This is a genomic window from Pseudomonas lyxosi, from assembly GCF_047758685.1.
GTDB lineage: Bacteria > Pseudomonadota > Gammaproteobacteria > Pseudomonadales > Pseudomonadaceae > Aquipseudomonas > Aquipseudomonas lyxosi.
Genome location: NZ_CP180481.1, coordinates 3,647,681 through 3,666,325, shown reverse-complemented (window position 1 = coordinate 3,666,325; position 18,645 = coordinate 3,647,681). Strand labels below are relative to the sequence as shown.

The 18,645-nt window shown below is 59.0% G+C and carries 18 protein-coding genes; 16 read left to right on the top strand and 2 right to left on the bottom strand.

What is annotated here, in order from left to right; translation table 11 throughout:
• Positions 1-415: 415 nt before the first annotated feature.
• From puuE to ACMXYI_RS16815, 8 genes are all read left to right on the top strand, one after another.
• Positions 416-1,342 (top strand): allantoinase PuuE, encoded by a 927-nt coding sequence (puuE, locus tag ACMXYI_RS16850; protein ID WP_415768198.1) that lies wholly within the window; start codon positions 416-418, stop codon positions 1,340-1,342.
• Positions 1,339-1,854, top strand: a complete 516-nt coding sequence (gene uraD, locus ACMXYI_RS16845) for a 2-oxo-4-hydroxy-4-carboxy-5-ureidoimidazoline decarboxylase (protein ID WP_415768197.1) — start codon at positions 1,339-1,341, stop codon at positions 1,852-1,854. Before puuE ends, uraD begins: the two co-directional genes overlap by 4 nt.
• 87 nt (positions 1,855-1,941) lie before the next feature.
• Positions 1,942-2,937: an allantoicase gene (gene alc, locus ACMXYI_RS16840; RefSeq protein WP_033057158.1), complete on the top strand. Its 996-nt coding sequence runs from the start codon at positions 1,942-1,944 to the stop codon at positions 2,935-2,937.
• Between the two features lie 123 nt (positions 2,938-3,060).
• A complete protein-coding gene (locus tag ACMXYI_RS16835) occupies positions 3,061-3,564 on the top strand; it encodes an ureidoglycolate lyase (RefSeq protein WP_007960046.1) in 504 nt (167 codons plus the stop codon).
• Between the two features lie 50 nt (positions 3,565-3,614).
• On the top strand, positions 3,615-4,916 hold the full coding sequence (locus ACMXYI_RS16830; RefSeq protein ID WP_415768196.1) for a urate hydroxylase PuuD: 1,302 nt from the start codon (positions 3,615-3,617) through the stop codon (positions 4,914-4,916).
• A 138-nt stretch (positions 4,917-5,054) separates the two neighbouring features.
• A complete protein-coding gene (locus tag ACMXYI_RS16825) occupies positions 5,055-6,413 on the top strand; it encodes a nucleobase:cation symporter-2 family protein (RefSeq protein ID WP_415768195.1) in 1,359 nt (452 codons plus the stop codon).
• A 91-nt stretch (positions 6,414-6,504) separates the two neighbouring features.
• A complete protein-coding gene (locus tag ACMXYI_RS16820; protein ID WP_415768194.1) occupies positions 6,505-7,290 on the top strand; it encodes an outer membrane protein OmpK in 786 nt (261 codons plus the stop codon).
• Positions 7,291-7,666: 376 nt separating this feature from the next.
• Positions 7,667-8,452 (top strand): outer membrane protein OmpK, encoded by a 786-nt coding sequence (locus ACMXYI_RS16815; RefSeq protein WP_415768193.1) that lies wholly within the window; start codon positions 7,667-7,669, stop codon positions 8,450-8,452.
• Between the two features lie 131 nt (positions 8,453-8,583).
• Here the strand turns inward: ACMXYI_RS16815 and ACMXYI_RS16810 are convergent, their stop codons facing one another.
• Together ACMXYI_RS16810 and ACMXYI_RS16805 are read right to left on the bottom strand one after the other, a co-directional pair.
• Positions 8,584-9,756 carry a patatin-like phospholipase family protein gene (locus ACMXYI_RS16810; protein WP_415768192.1) on the bottom strand — a complete coding sequence of 391 codons (1,173 nt, stop codon included), beginning with the start codon at positions 9,754-9,756 and terminating at the stop codon, positions 8,584-8,586.
• A gap of 34 nt (positions 9,757-9,790) precedes the next feature.
• On the bottom strand, positions 9,791-10,723 hold the full coding sequence (locus ACMXYI_RS16805; protein WP_076027967.1) for a lipid A biosynthesis lauroyl acyltransferase: 933 nt from the start codon (positions 10,721-10,723) through the stop codon (positions 9,791-9,793).
• Between the two features lie 118 nt (positions 10,724-10,841).
• Between ACMXYI_RS16805 and minC the strand changes: the two genes are divergently transcribed.
• The 8 genes from minC (at position 10,842) to ACMXYI_RS16765 (ending at position 18,605) form a co-directional block, all read left to right on the top strand.
• Complete coding sequence (gene minC / locus ACMXYI_RS16800; RefSeq protein ID WP_095129096.1) at positions 10,842-11,579, top strand: septum site-determining protein MinC; 738 nt, start codon at positions 10,842-10,844, stop codon at positions 11,577-11,579.
• 201 nt (positions 11,580-11,780) lie between these two features.
• The gene (gene minD, locus ACMXYI_RS16795; RefSeq protein WP_131062423.1) at positions 11,781-12,593 is read left to right on the top strand and encodes a septum site-determining protein MinD; all 813 of its coding nucleotides are present in this window, start codon (positions 11,781-11,783) and stop codon (positions 12,591-12,593) included.
• On the top strand, positions 12,593-12,847 hold the full coding sequence (minE, locus tag ACMXYI_RS16790) for a cell division topological specificity factor MinE (RefSeq protein WP_007898843.1): 255 nt from the start codon (positions 12,593-12,595) through the stop codon (positions 12,845-12,847). Before minD ends, minE begins: the two co-directional genes overlap by 1 nt.
• A gap of 178 nt (positions 12,848-13,025) precedes the next feature.
• Positions 13,026-13,661, top strand: coding sequence for an RluA family pseudouridine synthase (locus ACMXYI_RS16785; RefSeq protein WP_415768191.1), 636 nt, complete (start codon positions 13,026-13,028; stop codon positions 13,659-13,661).
• Between the two features lie 149 nt (positions 13,662-13,810).
• Complete coding sequence (locus ACMXYI_RS16780; RefSeq protein WP_415768190.1) at positions 13,811-14,653, top strand: hypothetical protein; 843 nt, start codon at positions 13,811-13,813, stop codon at positions 14,651-14,653.
• Positions 14,654-14,759: 106 nt separating this feature from the next.
• Complete coding sequence (locus ACMXYI_RS16775) at positions 14,760-16,049, top strand: M18 family aminopeptidase (protein WP_046047516.1); 1,290 nt, start codon at positions 14,760-14,762, stop codon at positions 16,047-16,049.
• A 148-nt stretch (positions 16,050-16,197) separates the two neighbouring features.
• Entirely contained in the window at positions 16,198-16,374 is a 177-nt protein-coding gene (locus tag ACMXYI_RS16770) for a hypothetical protein (protein ID WP_415768188.1), read from the top strand.
• A 77-nt stretch (positions 16,375-16,451) separates the two neighbouring features.
• Positions 16,452-18,605 carry a mechanosensitive ion channel family protein gene (locus ACMXYI_RS16765; RefSeq protein ID WP_415768187.1) on the top strand — a complete coding sequence of 718 codons (2,154 nt, stop codon included), beginning with the start codon at positions 16,452-16,454 and terminating at the stop codon, positions 18,603-18,605.
• The last annotated feature ends 40 nt before the right edge of the window (positions 18,606-18,645 follow it).

Genomic DNA, 18,645 nt, shown 5'->3' with positions numbered 1-18,645 from the left:
TGCGTGGAGCAGTCAGACCTCGCGCCTCCCGAAGTCAGTTGAAAAGGAGACCGCACCGATTCGGAGCACGAAACGCTGCGGCGAGCGACTAATTAAGACACTTTTCAAAAAAATTGTACACAATAAAAACAACATTTTTGCTGCTATTCCCGTCATGCAGGGATTCCCGGCGAATCTGCCACCGAACCATATGATCAAAGGACCTTCCATCCATTAGCTGACCAATCAGGCAGGTTTCTTGCAATAACATGTGAAGATGACCGTCAGTGAAAAATGCAAAAAAACAGGCTTACAAAGTGAATATAAAGTTGTATACAATCAGCCCATCGCTGTGACGCCAGCCTGTCATCAAACCGCCAGGCCGCCACACAACCCTGACCTTGAACAAGTCGAACGAATAAGAAGGAAGACTGCAGTGAGCGCTGACTACCCACGCGACCTGATCGGTTACGGCAGTAACCCTCCTCACCCACACTGGCCGGGCAATGCCCGCATCGCCTTGTCCTTCGTGCTCAATTACGAAGAAGGCGGCGAGCGCAATATCCTGCACGGCGATAAAGAATCCGAAGCTTTCCTCTCGGAAATGGTCTCGGCGCAGCCGCTGCAAGGCGCGCGCAACATGAGCATGGAATCCCTTTACGAGTATGGCAGCCGTGCCGGCGTCTGGCGGATTCTGAAACTGTTCAAGGAATTCGACATTCCGCTGACCATCTTCGCCGTGGCCATGGCCGCCCAGCGCCACCCGGACGTGATCCGCGCGATGGTCGATGCCGGCCACGAGATCTGCAGCCACGGCTACCGCTGGATCGACTACCAGTACATGGACGAAGCGCAGGAACGCGAGCACATGCTCGAAGCGATCCGCGTCCTCACCGAAATCACCGGCGAACGTCCACTGGGCTGGTACACCGGCCGCACCGGCCCGAACACCCGTCGTCTGGTGATGGAAGAAGGCGGTTTCCTCTACGACTGCGATACCTACGACGACGATCTGCCCTACTGGGAACCGAACAACCCGACCGGCAGCCCGCACCTGGTGATTCCGTACACGCTGGACACCAACGACATGCGCTTCACCCAGGTCCAGGGTTTCAACAAGGGCGACGACTTCTTTGAATACCTCAAAGACGCCTTCGACGTGCTGTATGCCGAAGGTGCCGACGCACCGAAGATGCTGTCGATCGGCCTGCACTGCCGTCTGATCGGCCGTCCGGCGCGTCTGGCCTCGCTCAAACGCTTTATCGAATACGCTAAAAGTCATGAACAGGTGTGGTTCAGCCGTCGCGTCGACATCGCTCGTCACTGGCACGAAACCCACCCGTACCAAGGGGCCGCGAAATGAGCCACTTCCAAACCCTGAAGCCCTCGACCCTGAGCCGCGACGCGTTTGTCGCTGCCTTCGCCGACATCTACGAACATTCGCCATGGGTGGCCGAAAAGGCCTTCGACCTGGGCCAGGACGCTTCGATCGACGAGATCGAAACCCTGCACCAACGCATGAGCGACATCCTGTTGAGAGCCGATCACGAAAGCCAATTGGCCCTGATCAACGCTCACCCGGACCTGGCCGGCAAAGCCGCCGTCCAGGGCCAACTGACCGAAGCCAGCACCAATGAACAGGCTGGCGCCGGTATTCACCAATGCACGGCCGAAGAGTTTCAACGCTTCACCGAGCTGAACGACGCCTACAAGGCCAAGTTCAAGTTTCCCTTCATCATGGCGGTAAAAGGCAGCAACCGGCATCAGATCCTCGCGGCGTTCGAAACGCGCATTCACAACCCGCAAGACACCGAGTTCAAGTGCGCGCTGGCGGAGATCAACAAGATCGCCCTGTTCCGACTACTGACTCTCTAGCAAGCCTGGCCTGAGTGTTAAACAACGCGAAAACACCCAGGGCCCTGCAAGCATCCCAAGCCAACTAATTAAAGGCAGACAAGAAGAATGAAAGCTTACGCCGTACCTTTCGAGAAGTTCGTCAATCTGGCCGACGCCCGCCTGGGCACCAAAATCATCTCGGTCACCGATGACTGGTTCGCTGATGCCAACCGCCTGTTCCAGCCGACCCCGGCTGTGTGGAAGGAGGGCGTGTTCGATGACAACGGCAAGTGGATGGACGGCTGGGAGTCGCGCCGCAAGCGCTTCGAAGGCTACGACAGCGCAGTGATCCGCCTGGGCGTACCGGGTTCGATCAAAGGCGTGGACATCGACACTTCATTCTTCACCGGCAACTTCCCGCCATCGGCCTCTCTGGAAGCGTGCTTCCTGGCCTCGGGCGAGCCGGACGACAACACACAGTGGACTGAAGTGCTGTCCGCCGTCGAGCTGCAAGGCAACAGCCACCACTACCACGAAATCAACAACGACCAGGCCTTCAGCCACCTGCGCTTCAACATCTATCCGGATGGTGGCGTGGCCCGTCTGCGTGTTTACGGCATTCCGTTCCGCGACTGGTCCGCTGTCGGCGACAACGAGCAAGTTGATCTGGCAGCAGCCCTCAACGGTGGCCGCGCCCTCGCCTGCTCCGACGAACACTTCGGTCGCATGAGCAACATCCTCAACCCGGGCCGTGGCATCAACATGGGCGACGGCTGGGAAACCGCTCGTCGTCGCACGCCAGGCAATGACTGGGTCATCGTCGCGCTGGGTCATGCCGGCGAGATCGAGAAAGTCATCGTCGACACCCTGCACTTCAAGGGCAACTACCCGGACACGTGCTCGATTCAGGGCGCGTTCGTGAAGGGCGGCACCGACAGCCAGATCGAAACCCAATCGCTGTTCTGGCGCGAATTGCTGCCGGCGCAGAAACTGGAAATGCACGCCGAACACACCTTCGCCGAGCAGATCAAGGCACTGGGCCCGATCACCCACATCCGCCTGAACGTGTTCCCGGACGGTGGTGTGAGCCGCCTGCGGGTTCTCGGCAAGGTCGCGAAGTAATGCTGAGCCTGTAGGAGCACAGCTTGCTGGCGATGGCGTCAGTGAGGGCGCCATCGCCGGCAAGCCGTGCTCCTACAAAAACAAAGCAACAAACAACACAGAACTCAAGGTAAGAAGACCAGCATGCGCACATTGACGATTGAACCGCTGACCAAAGAAGCCTTCGCCCCTTTCGGTGACGTGATCGAAACCGACGGCAGCGATCACTTCATGATCAATAACGGTTCGACCATGCGCTTCCATAAACTGGCGACGGTGGAAACCGCCACGCCAGAGGACAACGCGATCATCAGCATCTTCCGCGCCGACGCGCAGGACATGCCGCTGACCGTCAGCATGCTGGAGCGTCACCCGCTGGGCAGCCAGGCTTTCATTCCGCTGCTCGGCAACCCCTTTCTGATCGTGGTCGCGCCACTTGGCGATGAACCTGTATCAGGCTTGGTCCGCGCCTTCGTCACCAACGGCAGGCAGGGCATTAATTACCATCGCGGCGTTTGGCACCATCCGGTGCTGACGATCGAAAAGCGGGATGACTTCCTGGTGGTTGATCGCAGTGGCACAGGCAATAACTGCGATGAGCATTTTTTCAAAGAGGATGAGCGTTTGATCCTCGCCCCCCACCAATAAGAGAAGGTCTGATCACTCGACAACAGAGTGACAGGCGAGAGGTAAAGACTGTGGAAGCACATCTGTTGGAATGGCTGAACCTGAGCGTGCGCTGGGTTCACATGATTACTGGCGTGGCCTGGATCGGTGCGTCGTTCTATTTCGTCTGGCTGGAAAACAACCTCAATCGGGTCAACCCGAAAAGTGGTTTGGCGGGCGATTTGTGGGCGATCCACGGCGGCGGTATCTATCACCTGGAAAAATACAAACTGGCTCCACCGACCATGCCGGACAACCTGCACTGGTTCAAATGGGAAGCCTATTTCACCTGGCTGTCGGGGATCGCGCTGCTGTGCGTGGTGTTCTACTCCAACCCGACGCTGTACCTGCTGGCACCGGGCAGCAGCCTGACCGGCCCTGAAGGGGTCGCGCTGGGCATTGCCTCGTTGTTCGTCGGCTGGTTCGTCTACTCCTTCCTCTGTGACTCTGCCTTGGGCAAACGCCCTGCCCTGCTCGGCTTCATCCTGTTCGTGCTGATCATTGGCGCCGCTTACGGTTTCAGCAAAGTGTTCAGCGGTCGTGGTGCGTACCTGCACGTCGGCGCGATCATCGGCACCATCATGGTCGGCAACGTGTTCCGCATCATCATGCCGGCGCAGCGCGCACTGGTTGCCGCGATTGCCGAAAACCGCACGCCCGATCCGGCGCTGCCGGCCAAAGGCTTGCTGCGTTCGCGTCACAACAACTACTTCACCTTGCCGGTGCTGTTCATCATGATCAGCAACCACTTCCCGAGCACCTACGGCAGCCAATACAACTGGCTGATCCTGGCCGGGATCGCGGTGCTGGCGGTGTTGGTGCGTCACTACTTCAACACTCGTCACGACAGCCACAAATTTGCCTGGACCTTGCCCGTTGCGGCAGTGGGCATGATCTGCCTGGCTTACGTGACTGGCCCGGCACAGATGCCGAGCGCTCCTGAAGTGGCCAAGGCGCCTGGCACCATCGAGTACCAGCCGCTGCCGGAAACGGCCCTCGGTGGTGGTGTGAAACCTGAAGCGGCGAAACCTGCTGCACCTGCCGCTGCACCGGCTCAGGCGTCCAACGCCGGCCCCGGTTTTGACAAAGTGCACAGCGTAATCCAGGAGCGTTGCGCGGTTTGCCATTCGGCCAAACCGACCAGCCCGCTGTTCAGTGCTGCACCGGCCGGCGTGATGTTCGATACCCCCGAGCAGATCCGTCAGAACGCTGCACGCATCCAGGCGCAAGCCGTCACCAGCCAGATCATGCCACTGGGCAACATCACCCAGATGACCCAGCAGGAACGTGACCTGATCGGTGCGTGGATTGTTCAGGGGGCTCCAACCAACTAACCGTTGAAAAGCATCGCAGACAAGCCAGCTCCCACAGGATTTAGGTGATCCCTGTGGGAGCGGGCTTGCCCGCGATTGGCCGCGCCGCGGTCCCCCTGATACAAAAATCACAAGAATAAAAAAGATCCGAGGTGTTGCATGTCCGAGCTATCCAAAGCGCGCATCCCCGACGCACCCGCCATTCAGCGTTTGCCCCTTTTGCAACTGATCCTGGTTGGCCTGCAACACGTTCTGCTGATGTACGGCGGAGCCATCGCGGTGCCGCTGATCATCGGACAGGCCGCTGGCCTGACTCGTGAAGAAATCGCCTTCCTGATCAATGCCGACCTGCTGGTGGCCGGGATCGCTACCATCGTGCAATCGCTGGGCATCGGCCCCATGGGCATCCGTATGCCAGTGATGATGGGCGCCAGTTTCGCCGCTGTCGGCAGCATGGTCGCCATGGCCGGCATGCCGGGCATCGGCCTGCAAGGGATCTTCGGCGCAACCATCGCCGCCGGATTCTTCGGCATGATCATCGCGCCATTCATGTCCAAAGTCGTACGCTTCTTCCCGCCTCTGGTGACCGGCACCGTCATCACCTCGATCGGTTTGTCGCTGTTCCCCGTGGCCGTCAACTGGGCCGGCGGCGGTGCTGGCGCCGCGCAATTCGGCTCACCGATTTACCTGGCCATCGCCGCGCTGGTGCTGGCAACCATTCTGCTGGTCCACCGCTTCATGCGCGGTTTCTGGGTCAATATTTCCGTGCTGATCGGCATGTGCCTGGGTTACGTACTCTGCGGCCTGATCGGCATGGTCGACCTGAGTGGCATGGCCCAGGCGCCGTGGCTGCAATTCGTGACCCCGCTGCATTTCGGCATGCCGAAATTCGAACTCGCACCGATCCTTTCCATGTGCCTGGTGGTGGTGATCATCTTCGTCGAGTCCACCGGGATGTTCCTGGCACTGGGCAAAATCACCGGCCAGGACGTCTGCCCACGGATGCTCCGTCGCGGCTTGTTGTGTGATGCCGGCGCCTCGTTCTTCGCCGGTTTCTTCAACACTTTCACCCACTCCTCTTTCGCGCAGAACATCGGCCTGGTGCAGATGACCGGCGTGCGTTGCCGCTCGGTGACCATCGTTGCCGGTGGTTTGCTGGTAGTGCTCAGTCTGTTGCCGAAAGCGGCGTTCCTGGTGGCCTCGATTCCGTCGGCAGTACTCGGCGGCGCGGCCATCGCGATGTTCGGCATGGTCGCCGCCACCGGGATCAAGATTCTCCAGGAAGCCGACATCGGTGACCGTCGCAACCAGTTGCTGGTGGCGGTGAGCATCGGCATGGGGCTGATCCCGGTGGTCCGTCCGGAATTCTTCGCCCACCTTCCGCTGTGGATGAGTCCCATCACTCACAGCGGTATTGCCATGGCCACGCTGAGCGCGCTGTCGCTGAACCTGCTGTTCAACATCCTCGGCGGCGCCGAACGCGCGGCCATCAACGACTGCCACGCTCACCCGCACTGATTCACTAATGCCACAAAACCTGTGGGAGCAAGCTCGCTCCCACAGTGGAAACTCCTGCGCCTTGAAAAATAAAAACAAGAGGGAGCAACAGATGATTCGGACACAGACAAACATGCTGTTAGGCGGTGGTCTATTGGCCGCCAGTCAGGCCATGGCCGGCGATCTGCTGCTGTGGCAGACCAACAGCCTGAGCTATCTGTATGGCAAGGATTTCGCGGTCAACCCGTCGATCCAGCAGACGATAACCTTTGAGCACGCCGACCGCTGGAAGTACGGCGACAACTTCCTGTTCGTCGACAGCACTTACTACAACGGCGAGAAAGACCGGAACAAAGGCGTTCACGCTTATTACGGCGAGTTCAGTCCGCGCCTCTCCTTCGGCAAAATCCTCGACCGCCGTTTCGAATTCGGCCCGATCAAGGACGTGTTGCTGGCCATGACCTACGAGAATGGCGAAGACGACACCGAGGCCTATCTGATCGGCCCCGGTTTCGACCTCGCGGTACCGGGCTTCAATTTTTTCACCTTGAACTTCTACTATCGCCAGACCGAAGGCTCGCGTCCCGGCGACGATGTCTGGCAGATCACGCCGGCCTGGTCCTACACCCTGCCATTGGGCAACTCGAACCTGTTGATCGACGGCTACATCGATTGGGTCGTGGATAACGACCAGAACTCACAGGGTACCTACCACGCCAACCTGCACTTGAACCCGCAGATCAAATATGACCTGGGGAAGGCCTTGGGCTGGCGGGAGAAACAGGTGTACGTCGGCGTCGAGTACAGCTACTGGAAAGACAAGTACGGCATCGAAAACAACGGCAACTTCGACACTAATGAGAACACCACCAGCCTGCTGGTGAAGGTGCACTTTTAAGATGGCCCGCAACCGTGCTCCAAACCTGCCGTCGGTGCGCTGTTGCGGGGCACTTGAGACCTGGCCAAGGAGTCAGTATTCTCCGCGGCCGCCCGAATCCGCTTTAAAAAAAAGCCCGGATTTAATTCCTGACCAGAAAGCCAACTTATCCCGGCTCTGGACGGTACCAAGGCACTCCAAAACCACTCTCAATCGACTGCTCTTGAGCCGCCGAGCGGGAGTTTTTTGGCTTTTCAAAAGCCTTGGCTCAGCTCTTGCTAACAGCACTGAAGCTGACCGATTGGATGATTTTTTACAGCTAAAGAAAAAGGCGCCACACCAGAGCGTCGACCTTAGAAAAATAACGTGGAACCACCTACTTTTTGGGAGCAACCGAATGAAACGTACGTGCACTAGCCTGATGCTGGCGGGATCTTTGCTGGCCGGGGGCCAGGCCATGGCCGGCGACTTGCTGCAATGGCAGAACAACAGCCTGACCTACCTGTATGGCAAGGACTTCCAGGTCAACCCGCGCATTCAGCAGACGGTGACCTTCGAACACGCCGACGGCTGGAAATACGGCGACAACTTCATGTTCGTCGACAAGATTTTCTACAACGGCAAGGAAGATTCCTTCGCTGGTGAGAACACCTATTACGGTGAAATCAGCCCGCGCCTTTCGTTCGGCAAGATCTTCGATCAGAAACTCGAGTTCGGCCCGATCAAAGACGTGTTGCTGGCCATGACTTACGAGTTCGGTGAAGACGACACCGAGTCCTACCTGATCGGTCCTGCTTTTGACCTGGCGATTCCGGGCTTCGATTACTTCCAGCTGAACTTCTACAACCGTCACACCGAAGGCGACCGTCCGGGTGACAACATCTGGCAGATCACCCCGGTCTGGTCCTACACCATCCCTGTTGGCGATTCGAACATCCTGATCGATGGTTTCATGGATTGGGTAGTCGACAACGACGTCAACAAAAAAGGCGAATACCACGCCAACCTGCACTTCAACCCGCAGGTCAAATACGACTTGGGCAAGGCGCTGAACCTTGGCGAAAAGCAGTTGTACGTCGGCGTCGAGTATGACTACTGGAAAAACAAGTACGGTATTGAAGACAGTCAGGGCTTCAAAACCGATCAGAGCGTAACCAGCTTCCTGGTCAAGGTTCACTTCTGATCCGGCGGCGTCTGTAAGGACGCCATCGCGGGCAAGCCACGCTCCCACAGGTTTTGTGTCGTTCGCCGATTATGTGAACGATACAAAACCTGTGGGAGCGTGGCTTGCCCGCGATGGCCACACCGCCGATCTCAAGCTGTAACGGCAGGCTCCGCCAACCCGAGAAACCGGCACAACTCCCCGCGCTTGGCCAACGCATCCCGCCGCCCCAAATCAATCAATTCGCTGCAATACCCCGCCTCGAACAGCAGATAACTCAGCACCCCCGCCCCGCTCGTCTTGGTCGCCCCCGGTCCGCGCAGAAACAGGCGCAGAGCCGCCGGTAATTCCTGCCGATGCCGCGCCGCAATCTCATCGATCGGCTGGCTTGGCGAAATCACCAGCACGTCCACCGGCGCCACACCCAACGCGCGCGTCGGCGTGCCATCGGGCAACAGATGACTGAACTGATTGAGCCGCTGCAGCAACTCGATGTCACTTTCCAGGCTGTCAATGAACGTGCTGTTGAGCATGTGCCCACCGATCTGTGCCAGGCTCGGCTGCTGGCCGGTGTAGGCGCGTTGCAGCGGTTGCTCCGGGTCGACGCCGCGGGGGTTGCCGCTGACGCCCACCACCAGCACCCGGCTGGCGCCCAGGTGCAGCGCCGGACTGATCGGTGCCGACTGACGTACCGCGCCGTCGCCGAAATACTCTTCACCGATTTTCACTGGCGCAAACAGCAGCGGAATGGCCGAACTGGCCAGCAAGTGGTCGACGGTCAATTGCGTGGGGACGCCGATTCGCCGATGGCGCAACCAGGCATTGATCGTGCCGCCGCCCTGATAAAAGGTCACCGCCTGACCGGACTCGTAGCCGAACGCGGTCACCGCAACCGCCTGCAACTGCTTCTGTGCAATGGCCTCGGCAATTCCGTTCATCTGCAGTTTGTCGTCGAGCAATCCGCGCAGCGGCGAACTGTTGAGCAAGGCCACCGGCACCTGAGCGCCAATCCCGAGCAAACTGTGGCTGACAAAACGGCTGGCCTGATGGATCACGCCCGGCCAGTCGCTGCGCAGCACCAGATGACTGCGAAAACCCTGCCAGAAGGCGGTCAGACCTTGAATCGCGCCACGGAAGTCCATCGCCCCACTGGCGAGGCTGACCGCGTTGATCGCGCCGGCCGAGGTACCGACGATCACCGGAAACGGATTGCTCGCACCGACCGGCAACAGCTCGGCAATCGCCGCCAGCACACCGACCTGATAAGCCGCCCGAGCCCCGCCGCCGGAAAGAATCAACCCTGTAACCGGTTCAGCAGGACTCATCGCAACACTCCATGGTGCTATAGGGATCGGTGGTTCAACCGCGTTTTGCGTACAGCTTCGGCTCACCCGGTGGACGGCTCTTGAAGCGGCGATGAGCCCAGAGGTATTGCTCTGGACATTCGCGCAGGACGCCTTCGATCCATTGGTTGATCCGCAGGCAATCGGCTTCTTCGGTTTCTCCGGGGAAACCCTCGAGCGGTGCATGAATCACCAGTCGATAACCGCTGCCGTCCGCCAGACGTTCCTGAGTGAACGGCACCACCAGCGCCTTGCCCAACCGCGCAAACTTGCTGGTGGCGGTGACGGTCGCGGCCTGAATCCCGAACAGCGGCACGAAGATGCTTTGCTTGGCGCCATAGTCCTGATCCGGTGCGTACCAGATTGCCCGGCCGGCCCGCAGCAGTTTCAGCATGCCGCGCACGTCGTCACGCTCCACCGCCAGCGAATCGACGTTGTGCCGCTCACGCCCCAGGCGCTGGACGTAGTCGAACAATGGATTTTTGTGTTCGCGGTACATGCCATCAATGGTGTGCTGCTGGCCGAGCAACGCCGCGCCGATTTCCAGCGTGGTGAAATGAACGGCCATCAGGATCACGCCTTTGCCGTCGCGCTGGGCTTTTTTCAGATGCTCCAGCCCTTCGACATGGGCCAGCTTCGCCAGACGCTCGCGCGACCACCACCAGCTCATGGCCATTTCGAAAAACGCGATGCCCGTGGAGGCGAAGTTTTCCTTGAGCAGGCGTTTGCGCTCGGCAGCGGTTTTTTCAGGGAAACACAGTTCCAGATTGCGCTTGGCAATGCGCCGTCTGTCGCCCGCTACTCGATACATCAATGCACCCAGGGCGCGACCGATCGACAGCAACGCCGGATACGGCAACTGGACAATCAGCCACAACAGCCCCAAGCCACACCACAGCGGCCAGAAACGTGGAGATAGAAATGCTGTTCGAAAACGCGGGCGATCCATTAAAGGTTCCGGAAAGACAATGGCCGCGCATTCTACATCGTTCGACCCGGCTTGCGGCTCGCGGGCGTTCTCGTTATAAGTCTCGGCACTTTTAGTGACAAGTCGTTGTATGCCGACCATGAGCCAAACCGAACCGCTAGACCAAGATCCCGTGTTCCAGCTGAAGGGCAGCATGCTCGCCATTACGGTGCTGGAGCTGGCCCGTAACGACCTCGAGAACCTCGATCGTCAACTGGCCGCCAAGGTTGCCCAGGCGCCTAACTTCTTCAGTAACGCGCCATTGGTGCTGGCCCTGGACAAACTCCCGGCCAGCGAAGGCGCGGTCGATCTGCCGGGCCTGATGCGCGTCTGCCGCCAGCATGGCCTGCGCACCCTGGCGATCCGTGCCAGCCGCATCGAAGACATCGCCGCGGCCATCGCGGTCGACCTGCCGGTGCTGCCACCGTCCGGCGCCCGTGAGCGTCCGCTGGACCCGCTCGAAGGCCAGGTCAAGAAAAAACCGGAAAAACCGCCGGAGCCGACTATCAAGCCAACGAAAATCATCACGTCGCCAGTACGTGGTGGCCAGCAGATTTATGCCCAGGGCTGCGATCTGGTGGTGATCTCGTCGGTCAGCCCGGGGGCGGAACTTCTCGCCGACGGGAACATCCATGTATACGGCCCGATGCGTGGTCGAGTGTTGGCCGGCGTCAAAGGCGACACGAAAGCCAGGATTTTCTGTCAGCAAATGAGCGCTGAACTGGTCTCCATCGCAGGCCACTACAAAGTTTCGGAGGATCTGCGTCGCGACCCTTTGTGGGGCGCGGGCGTACAGGTCAGCCTGTCGGGCGATGTGTTGAACATCATTCGGCTTTAACGGATACTGCCGCATTTTCCAAACATCTCTAAAACGTAGCGAAAACGGCTCAAACGAAGTAGGAAAAAGGCCATAGGCAGTGTTTACCCGAGGTAAGCGCCGTTCTGGACCGAATTCCAGCCAAGGCTGTTCGACTGCAGTAGTTTTTCTAGAGATGTTTTTCAGGGGCTAAATGTCCTTTTTCCTTAGGGGTGAAACACCTTGGCCAAGATTCTCGTGGTTACATCCGGCAAGGGTGGTGTGGGTAAGACCACCACCAGTGCTGCTATCGGTACCGGCCTCGCACTGCGCGGCCACAAAACAGTTATCGTCGACTTCGACGTCGGTTTGCGTAACCTCGACCTGATCATGGGTTGCGAGCGTCGCGTGGTGTATGACTTCGTCAACGTGGTAAACGGCGAAGCCAACCTGCAACAAGCCCTGATCAAAGACAAACGCCTGGAAAACCTCTACGTACTGGCCGCCAGTCAGACCCGCGACAAAGACGCGCTGACCGTGGAAGGCGTGGAAAAAGTGTTGATGGCGCTGAAAGAAGACTTCGAATACGTGGTCTGCGACTCCCCGGCCGGCATCGAGAAAGGCGCCCACCTGGCCATGTACTTCGCTGATGAAGCGATTATCGTGACCAACCCGGAAGTGTCCTCGGTTCGTGACTCGGACCGCATGCTGGGCCTGCTGGCCAGCAAATCGCGCCGCGCTGAAAAGGGCGAAGAGGCGATCAAGGAACACCTGCTGCTGACCCGCTACAACCCGCAACGAGTCAGTGACGGCGAGATGCTCGGCGTCGAAGACGTCAAAGAGATTCTGGCGGTCGCCCTGCTGGGTGTCATTCCGGAATCCCAAGCGGTACTCAAAGCTTCCAACTCGGGCGTGCCCGTGATTCTCGACGATCAGAGCGATGCCGGTCAGGCATACAGCGATGCGGTCGATCGTCTGCTGGGCAAAACCGTGGAGCATCGTTTTCTCGATGTAACGAAGAAGGGATTCTTCGAGCGCCTGTTTGGAGGTAGATAATGAATCTTTTTGACTTCTTTCGTGCCAGCAAAAAGGTCAGCACCGCGTCGGTAGCGAAAGAGCGTCTGCAGATCATCGTGGCGCACGAACGCGGCCAACGCAGTACACCGGACTACCTGCCAGCCTTGCAGAAGGAATTGGTCGAGGTCATCCGCAAGTACGTCAATATCGGGTCCGATGACGTGCACGTCGCTCTGGAAAACCAGGGCAGTTGCTCGATTCTGGAACTCAATATCACCCTGCCTGACCGCTAGTCGATCAGACAGGAGCCACGGCGGCTCAGGCTTGCGCCCCTGTAGGAGCCGAGCTTGCTCGCGATAGCATCACCTCGGTTTATCAGATAGACCGAGTTGCCTGCATCGCGAGCAAGCTCAGCTCCTACAGGGTGTGGGGGCCTGAGTCGCCGTTGGCGTTTGTTACGAGGCTGTTTTAATGCCGCTGTCCAACATCAGCATCATCCATCAGGACGCCGCCGTACTGGTGGTGAACAAACCAACCCTGCTGCTCTCCGTCCCTGGCCGGGCCGATGACAACAAGGACTGCCTGATTACCCGCCTGCAGGAAAACGGCTACCCGGAAGCACGAATCGTCCATCGCCTGGACTGGGAAACCTCCGGCATTATTCTGTTGGCCCGCGATCCGGACACGCATCGCGAGCTGTCTCGGCAATTTCACGACCGCGAAACCGAAAAGGCCTACACCGCCCTGTGCTGGGGACAACCGGAACTGGACAGTGGCAGCATCGATCTGCCCTTGCGCTACGACCCACCGACCAAGCCACGCCATGTGGTGGACCATGAATTCGGCAAACATGCCCTGACCTTCTGGCGTGTACTGGAGCGTTGCGGCGATTGGTGTCGTGTCGAATTGACGCCGATCACCGGCCGCTCCCATCAGTTGCGCGTGCACATGCTTTCCATCGGCCACCCACTGCTGGGTGACGGGCTGTATGCCCACGAGCAAGCACTGGCCGCCTGGCCACGACTCTGTTTGCACGCGAGCATGCTGAGCTTCACTCACCCGCAAAGCGGCGAACGCTCGCGCTTCGAGTGTCCTGCTCCTTTTTAAGCAACCGTCGAACCAAAAAACGCCCTTCCATTGAAGGGCGTTTTTTTATTTCTCGTTACAAATTGACGTGAAAATGGCGTGAAAATATTGTCATGAAATTGTAATGAAACGTAAAATGCCATCACTTTGATAGCAGGCAGGAAGCCCTCGTGCTCAGCAACAAGACATTCCAAGACGACTACCCATTCACCTTCTGCCTGTTCAACACCACGCTACACCTTAGCGAGCAACCTTCAGCCGAAGCACAACAGGCGCTTGAACAGCTCATACACAAACGACGTGCCCACAAGCTCACCCGTGCGAGTGCGCCGCTGGCCTCCGGCGATACGCCGCTGTTTGCCAAGGTCCAGCCGCTGGACACCTTGAAGGCAAAAGTGCGCGTGACCTTTGGCAAACCTCAGCGCAATGGTCGATTCGACTGGCCGCTGGAAGAGCTGATCAACACGCTAGAAGCCCAGCGCCGGGGTGTACAAATGCCGCCACTGCAAGGGTTCGGTTACACCAAGGACCGACTGGGGCTGACCCAGGAGTATTTCATTATCACGCGCCTGCTCGACGATCACATCGACGGTGTGCAATGGCTTAAACGCAACCCGGAAAACGTCGAAGCATTCATTCTCGACGCCTTCGAATTGCTGAGCTCCTTGTCGCGCAAGAACATCACGCACATGGATTTCTGGGCTGGCAATATCATGATCCCGGAAACGCCGCGGACCCCACTCAAAGCCATCGACTTTGAAAACTGCTTTGCCGGCCAGACAAACCATCAAAGCGAAACCCTCGGTTTTCAACTGGGCTTCTTCTATCGCCGGGACATTTACAAGCTCATCACCGAAGCCGCCTATGACCGACTGGTGGACGACTACATTCGACAGATCCCGGGTATCTCGAAGGAAAAATTCAACGAGGTGTACCTCGCGAGCAAACATGAGTATGTGGGCCGCAAGCAACGTCGCGAAGTGTTCCTCAATGGCAAGCTGATCACCGGTTGACTCATCCTCTTCGCCAATCGGCAGCTGGCGTACGTCGAACGGCATTGTCTCTGCAATGCCGTGAGCCAATACGTTAAACTTGCGCCATTGCTGTCTGGAGCTACTTATGCGCGAAGAGTTGAACCAAGGCCTGATCGATTTCCTCAAGGCCTCCCCTACCCCGTTCCATGCCACCGCCAGCCTTGTTCAGCGCCTGGAAGCGGCGGGCTATCAACGCCTTGACGAGCGCGAGCCATGGACCACCGAAGCCAACGGCCGTTACTACGTCACCCGTAACGACTCATCGATCGTCGCGTTCAAGATGGGCCGTCACTCGCCCCTGCACGGCGGCATTCGCCTGGTTGGCGCGCACACTGACAGCCCGTGCCTGCGGGTCAAACCCCAGCCGGAACTGCAACGTCAGGGCTTCTGGCAACTGGGCGTCGAAGTCTATGGCGGTGCACTGCTGGCGCCATGGTTCGACCGCGACCTGTCCCTGGCCGGCCGCGTGACCTTCCGCCGTGACGGCAAGGTCGAGAGCCAGCTGGTCGACTTCAAGGCACCGATCGCCATCATCCCGAACCTGGCCATTCACCTGAACCGTGAAGCCAACATGGGCTGGGCGATCAACGCCCAGACCGAACTGCCGCCAATCCTTGCGCAATTTGCCGGTGACGAGCGCGTGGACTTCCGCGCCGTGCTTACCGATCAACTCGCCCGTGAACACGGCTTGAACGCCGACGTGGTGCTCGACTATGAGCTGAGCTTCTACGACACCCAAAGTGCTGCGGTCATCGGCCTGCATGGTGACTTCATTGCCGGGGCGCGCCTGGACAACCTGCTGTCGTGCTATGCCGGCCTGCAAGCCTTGCTGACCACCGAAACCGACGAAACCTGCGTGCTGGTTTGCAACGATCACGAAGAAGTCGGTTCCTGCTCGGCCTGCGGCGCCGACGGCCCAATGCTGGAGCAGACGCTGCGTCGCCTGCTGCCTGAAGGCGATGAGTTCGTGCGCACCATTCAGAAATCCCTGCTGGTCTCGGCTGACAACGCCCACGGCGTGCACCCCAACTACGCCGACAAGCACGATGCCAATCACGGCCCGAAACTCAACGCCGGCCCGGTGATCAAGGTCAACAGCAACCAGCGCTACGCCACCAACAGCGAAACCGCCGGGTTCTTCCGCCACCTGTGCATGGCCGAAGAAGTACCGGTGCAGAGCTTCGTGGTGCGCAGCGACATGGGTTGCGGCTCGACCATCGGCCCGATCACCGCCAGCCACCTGGGCGTGCGCACCGTGGACATCGGCCTGCCCACCTTCGCCATGCACTCGATCCGTGAACTGTGCGGCAGCCATGATCTGGCGCACCTGGTCAAAGTGCTGAGCGCGTTTTACGCCTGCCGCGAGTTGCCGTAATCCGTGTAGGAGCTGGTAGGAGCTGTCGAGAGAAACGAGGCTGCGATCTTTTGATCTTGTTTTTAAATAGCAAAGTCAAAAGATCGCAGCCTCGTTTCACTCGACAGCTCCTACACTTTCAATACCCCTTTCGACAAGGCAGTCGCTCATGATCTCGTTGTCTTCGTTTCACGCCATGCTGATTCCGATTCTTTCCGGGATGGTCATGTTGGCAATCGGCTTCAACTTTCGCGACAAAAACGTCGGCGTATTCGCGATGTGGATCGGCATGTTGATGATCCTCGCCACCGTGATTTTCAAGATCCTCGCCAAACTCAACGAATAAATCCTCACCCTGGCTCGCATTGATTTTGACGGGCTCGTACACTCGGTCGATCCGCTCATCCCGAGGTTGACCGCCTAGTGTTCGCTCGTCTTTTTGCCCTGCCGTGTTTATTCCTTGTCTGCCTCATGACGCTGCTGCCGATGGCGCCCGCCCAGGCGGTCGGCTTGCCCAGCCTGCTCAACAGCTCGGCAAAACAGCCAGAGGCGCAAGAGCCCTTGGGGCAATCCCTGGACGAAGTCATCAAGTCGCTGGAGAACGATCAGCAACGCACCCAATTGCTGGCGGATTTGAAGAAGCTGCGCGACGCCACCAAAAAGGCCCAGCCGGCCACCGAAGTAGGCGTCCTGGGGCTGATCGGTGGCACCCTGGCCAGTTTCGAAAAACAGTTTTCAGGCGCGGACAGCCCTCTCACTCGCTGGTCCGAAGAGTTCAAACTGGCTGAGGATGAACTGACAGCGCTGGCGCTGCCGGCCAATGAATGGCTGCCGATCATCTTTGCCTTTGCCATGATCCTGATGGTCTGGAGCTTGCTGGCCGCCGCGCTGATATGGCTTGGTCACCGGGTGCGGATGCGCTTCGGCCTGACCGAAGAACTGCCGCAGCACCCCAAGGCCCTGGACATGTTGCGCTTCGCCCTGCGCAAACTCGGGCCGTGGCTGATTGCTTTGGTGATGACGGTCTACATGAGCTACGCCCTGCCCTCGTCACTGGGCAAAAGCCTGGCCATGGTGCTGGCTTATGCGCTGGTGGTCGGCACCTGTTTTTCGGCGATCTGCGTGATCGCCTTTTCGGTGCTCGACGGCCCACACCGCCACCGCGCCCTTTACATCCTGCGGCATCAAGCCTTTCGGCCGCTGTGGCTGATCGGCAGTTTCGCCGCCTTCGGTGAAGCCCTGAGCGATCCGCGACTGGTCGAAAGCCTTGGCAGTCATCTGGCGCACACCGCCGCGACGGTCGCCAACGTACTGGCGGCGTTGTTCACAGGGCTGTTCATCCTGCGGTTCCGTCGCCCCATCGCCCACTTGATCCGCAACCAACCGCTGTCCCGGCGCCTGACTCGCCGCGCCCTCAGCGACACGATCGAGATTCTCGGCACCTTCTGGTACATGCCGGCGCTGGTGCTGGTGGGTATTTCGCTGTTTGCCACGTTCGTCTCGGCCGGCGATACCAGCACTGCGCTGCGTCAGTCGCTGATCTGCACCGTGCTGCTGGTGTTGTGCATGGTCATCAACGGCTTGGTGCGCCGCCATTCACTCAAACCACAGCGCAGCGTGAAACGTCATGCGCTGTATTCGGATCGCCTGAAAAGCTTTTTCTACACCCTCGCTCATTTGCTGGTGTGGCTGGCGTTCATCGAACTCGGCCTGCGGGTCTGGGGCATGTCGCTGATCCGCTTCACCGAAGGCGAAGGGCATGAAGTCAGTGTCAAAATGTTCAGCCTCGGCGGCACGCTGATTTTTGCCTGGCTGATCTGGATTCTCAGCGACACCGCCGTGCACCACGCCCTTACCCGCTCGCGCAAAGGCCTGGCGAATGCTCGCGCACAGACGATGATGCCGCTGATCCGTAACGTGTTGTTCGTGGCGATTTTCATCATTGCGCTGATCGTCGCCCTGGCAAACATGGGCATGAACGTCACGCCACTGCTGGCCGGTGCCGGCGTGATCGGTCTGGCCATCGGTTTCGGTGCACAGTCACTGGTGGCGGACCTGATCACCGGGCTGTTCATCATCATCGAAGACTCGTTGGCCATCGACGACTACGTCGACGTCGGCGGCCACCTGGGCACCGTCGAAGGGCTGACGATTCGGACCGTGCGCCTGCGGGACATTGACGGTATCGTCCACACCATTCCGTTCAGCGAAATCAAAAGCATCAAGAACTACTCCCGGGAATTCGGTTACGCGATTTTCCGGGTGGCGATACCTTCCAGCATGGACATCGATAACGCGATCAAACTGATGCGCGACGTCGGCCAGAAGATGCGCACCGACCCACTGCAACGGCGCAACATCTGGTCGCCACTGGAGATTCAGGGTGTCGAGAGCTTCGAGTCGGGCAACGCGATTCTTCGCGCCCGGTTCAAGACCGCACCGATCAAGCAATGGGAAGTGTCCCGAGCGTTCAACCTGTCACTCAAGCGACACCTGGACGAAGCCGGGCTCGACCTGGCGACGCCACGCATGAGCGTGCAAGTGATCACGGCGGGTGGCGGCCAGGCGCAGGAATAGCACTTAACTGCGGCGCTCAAGTCATAGGCACTGAAGCCAA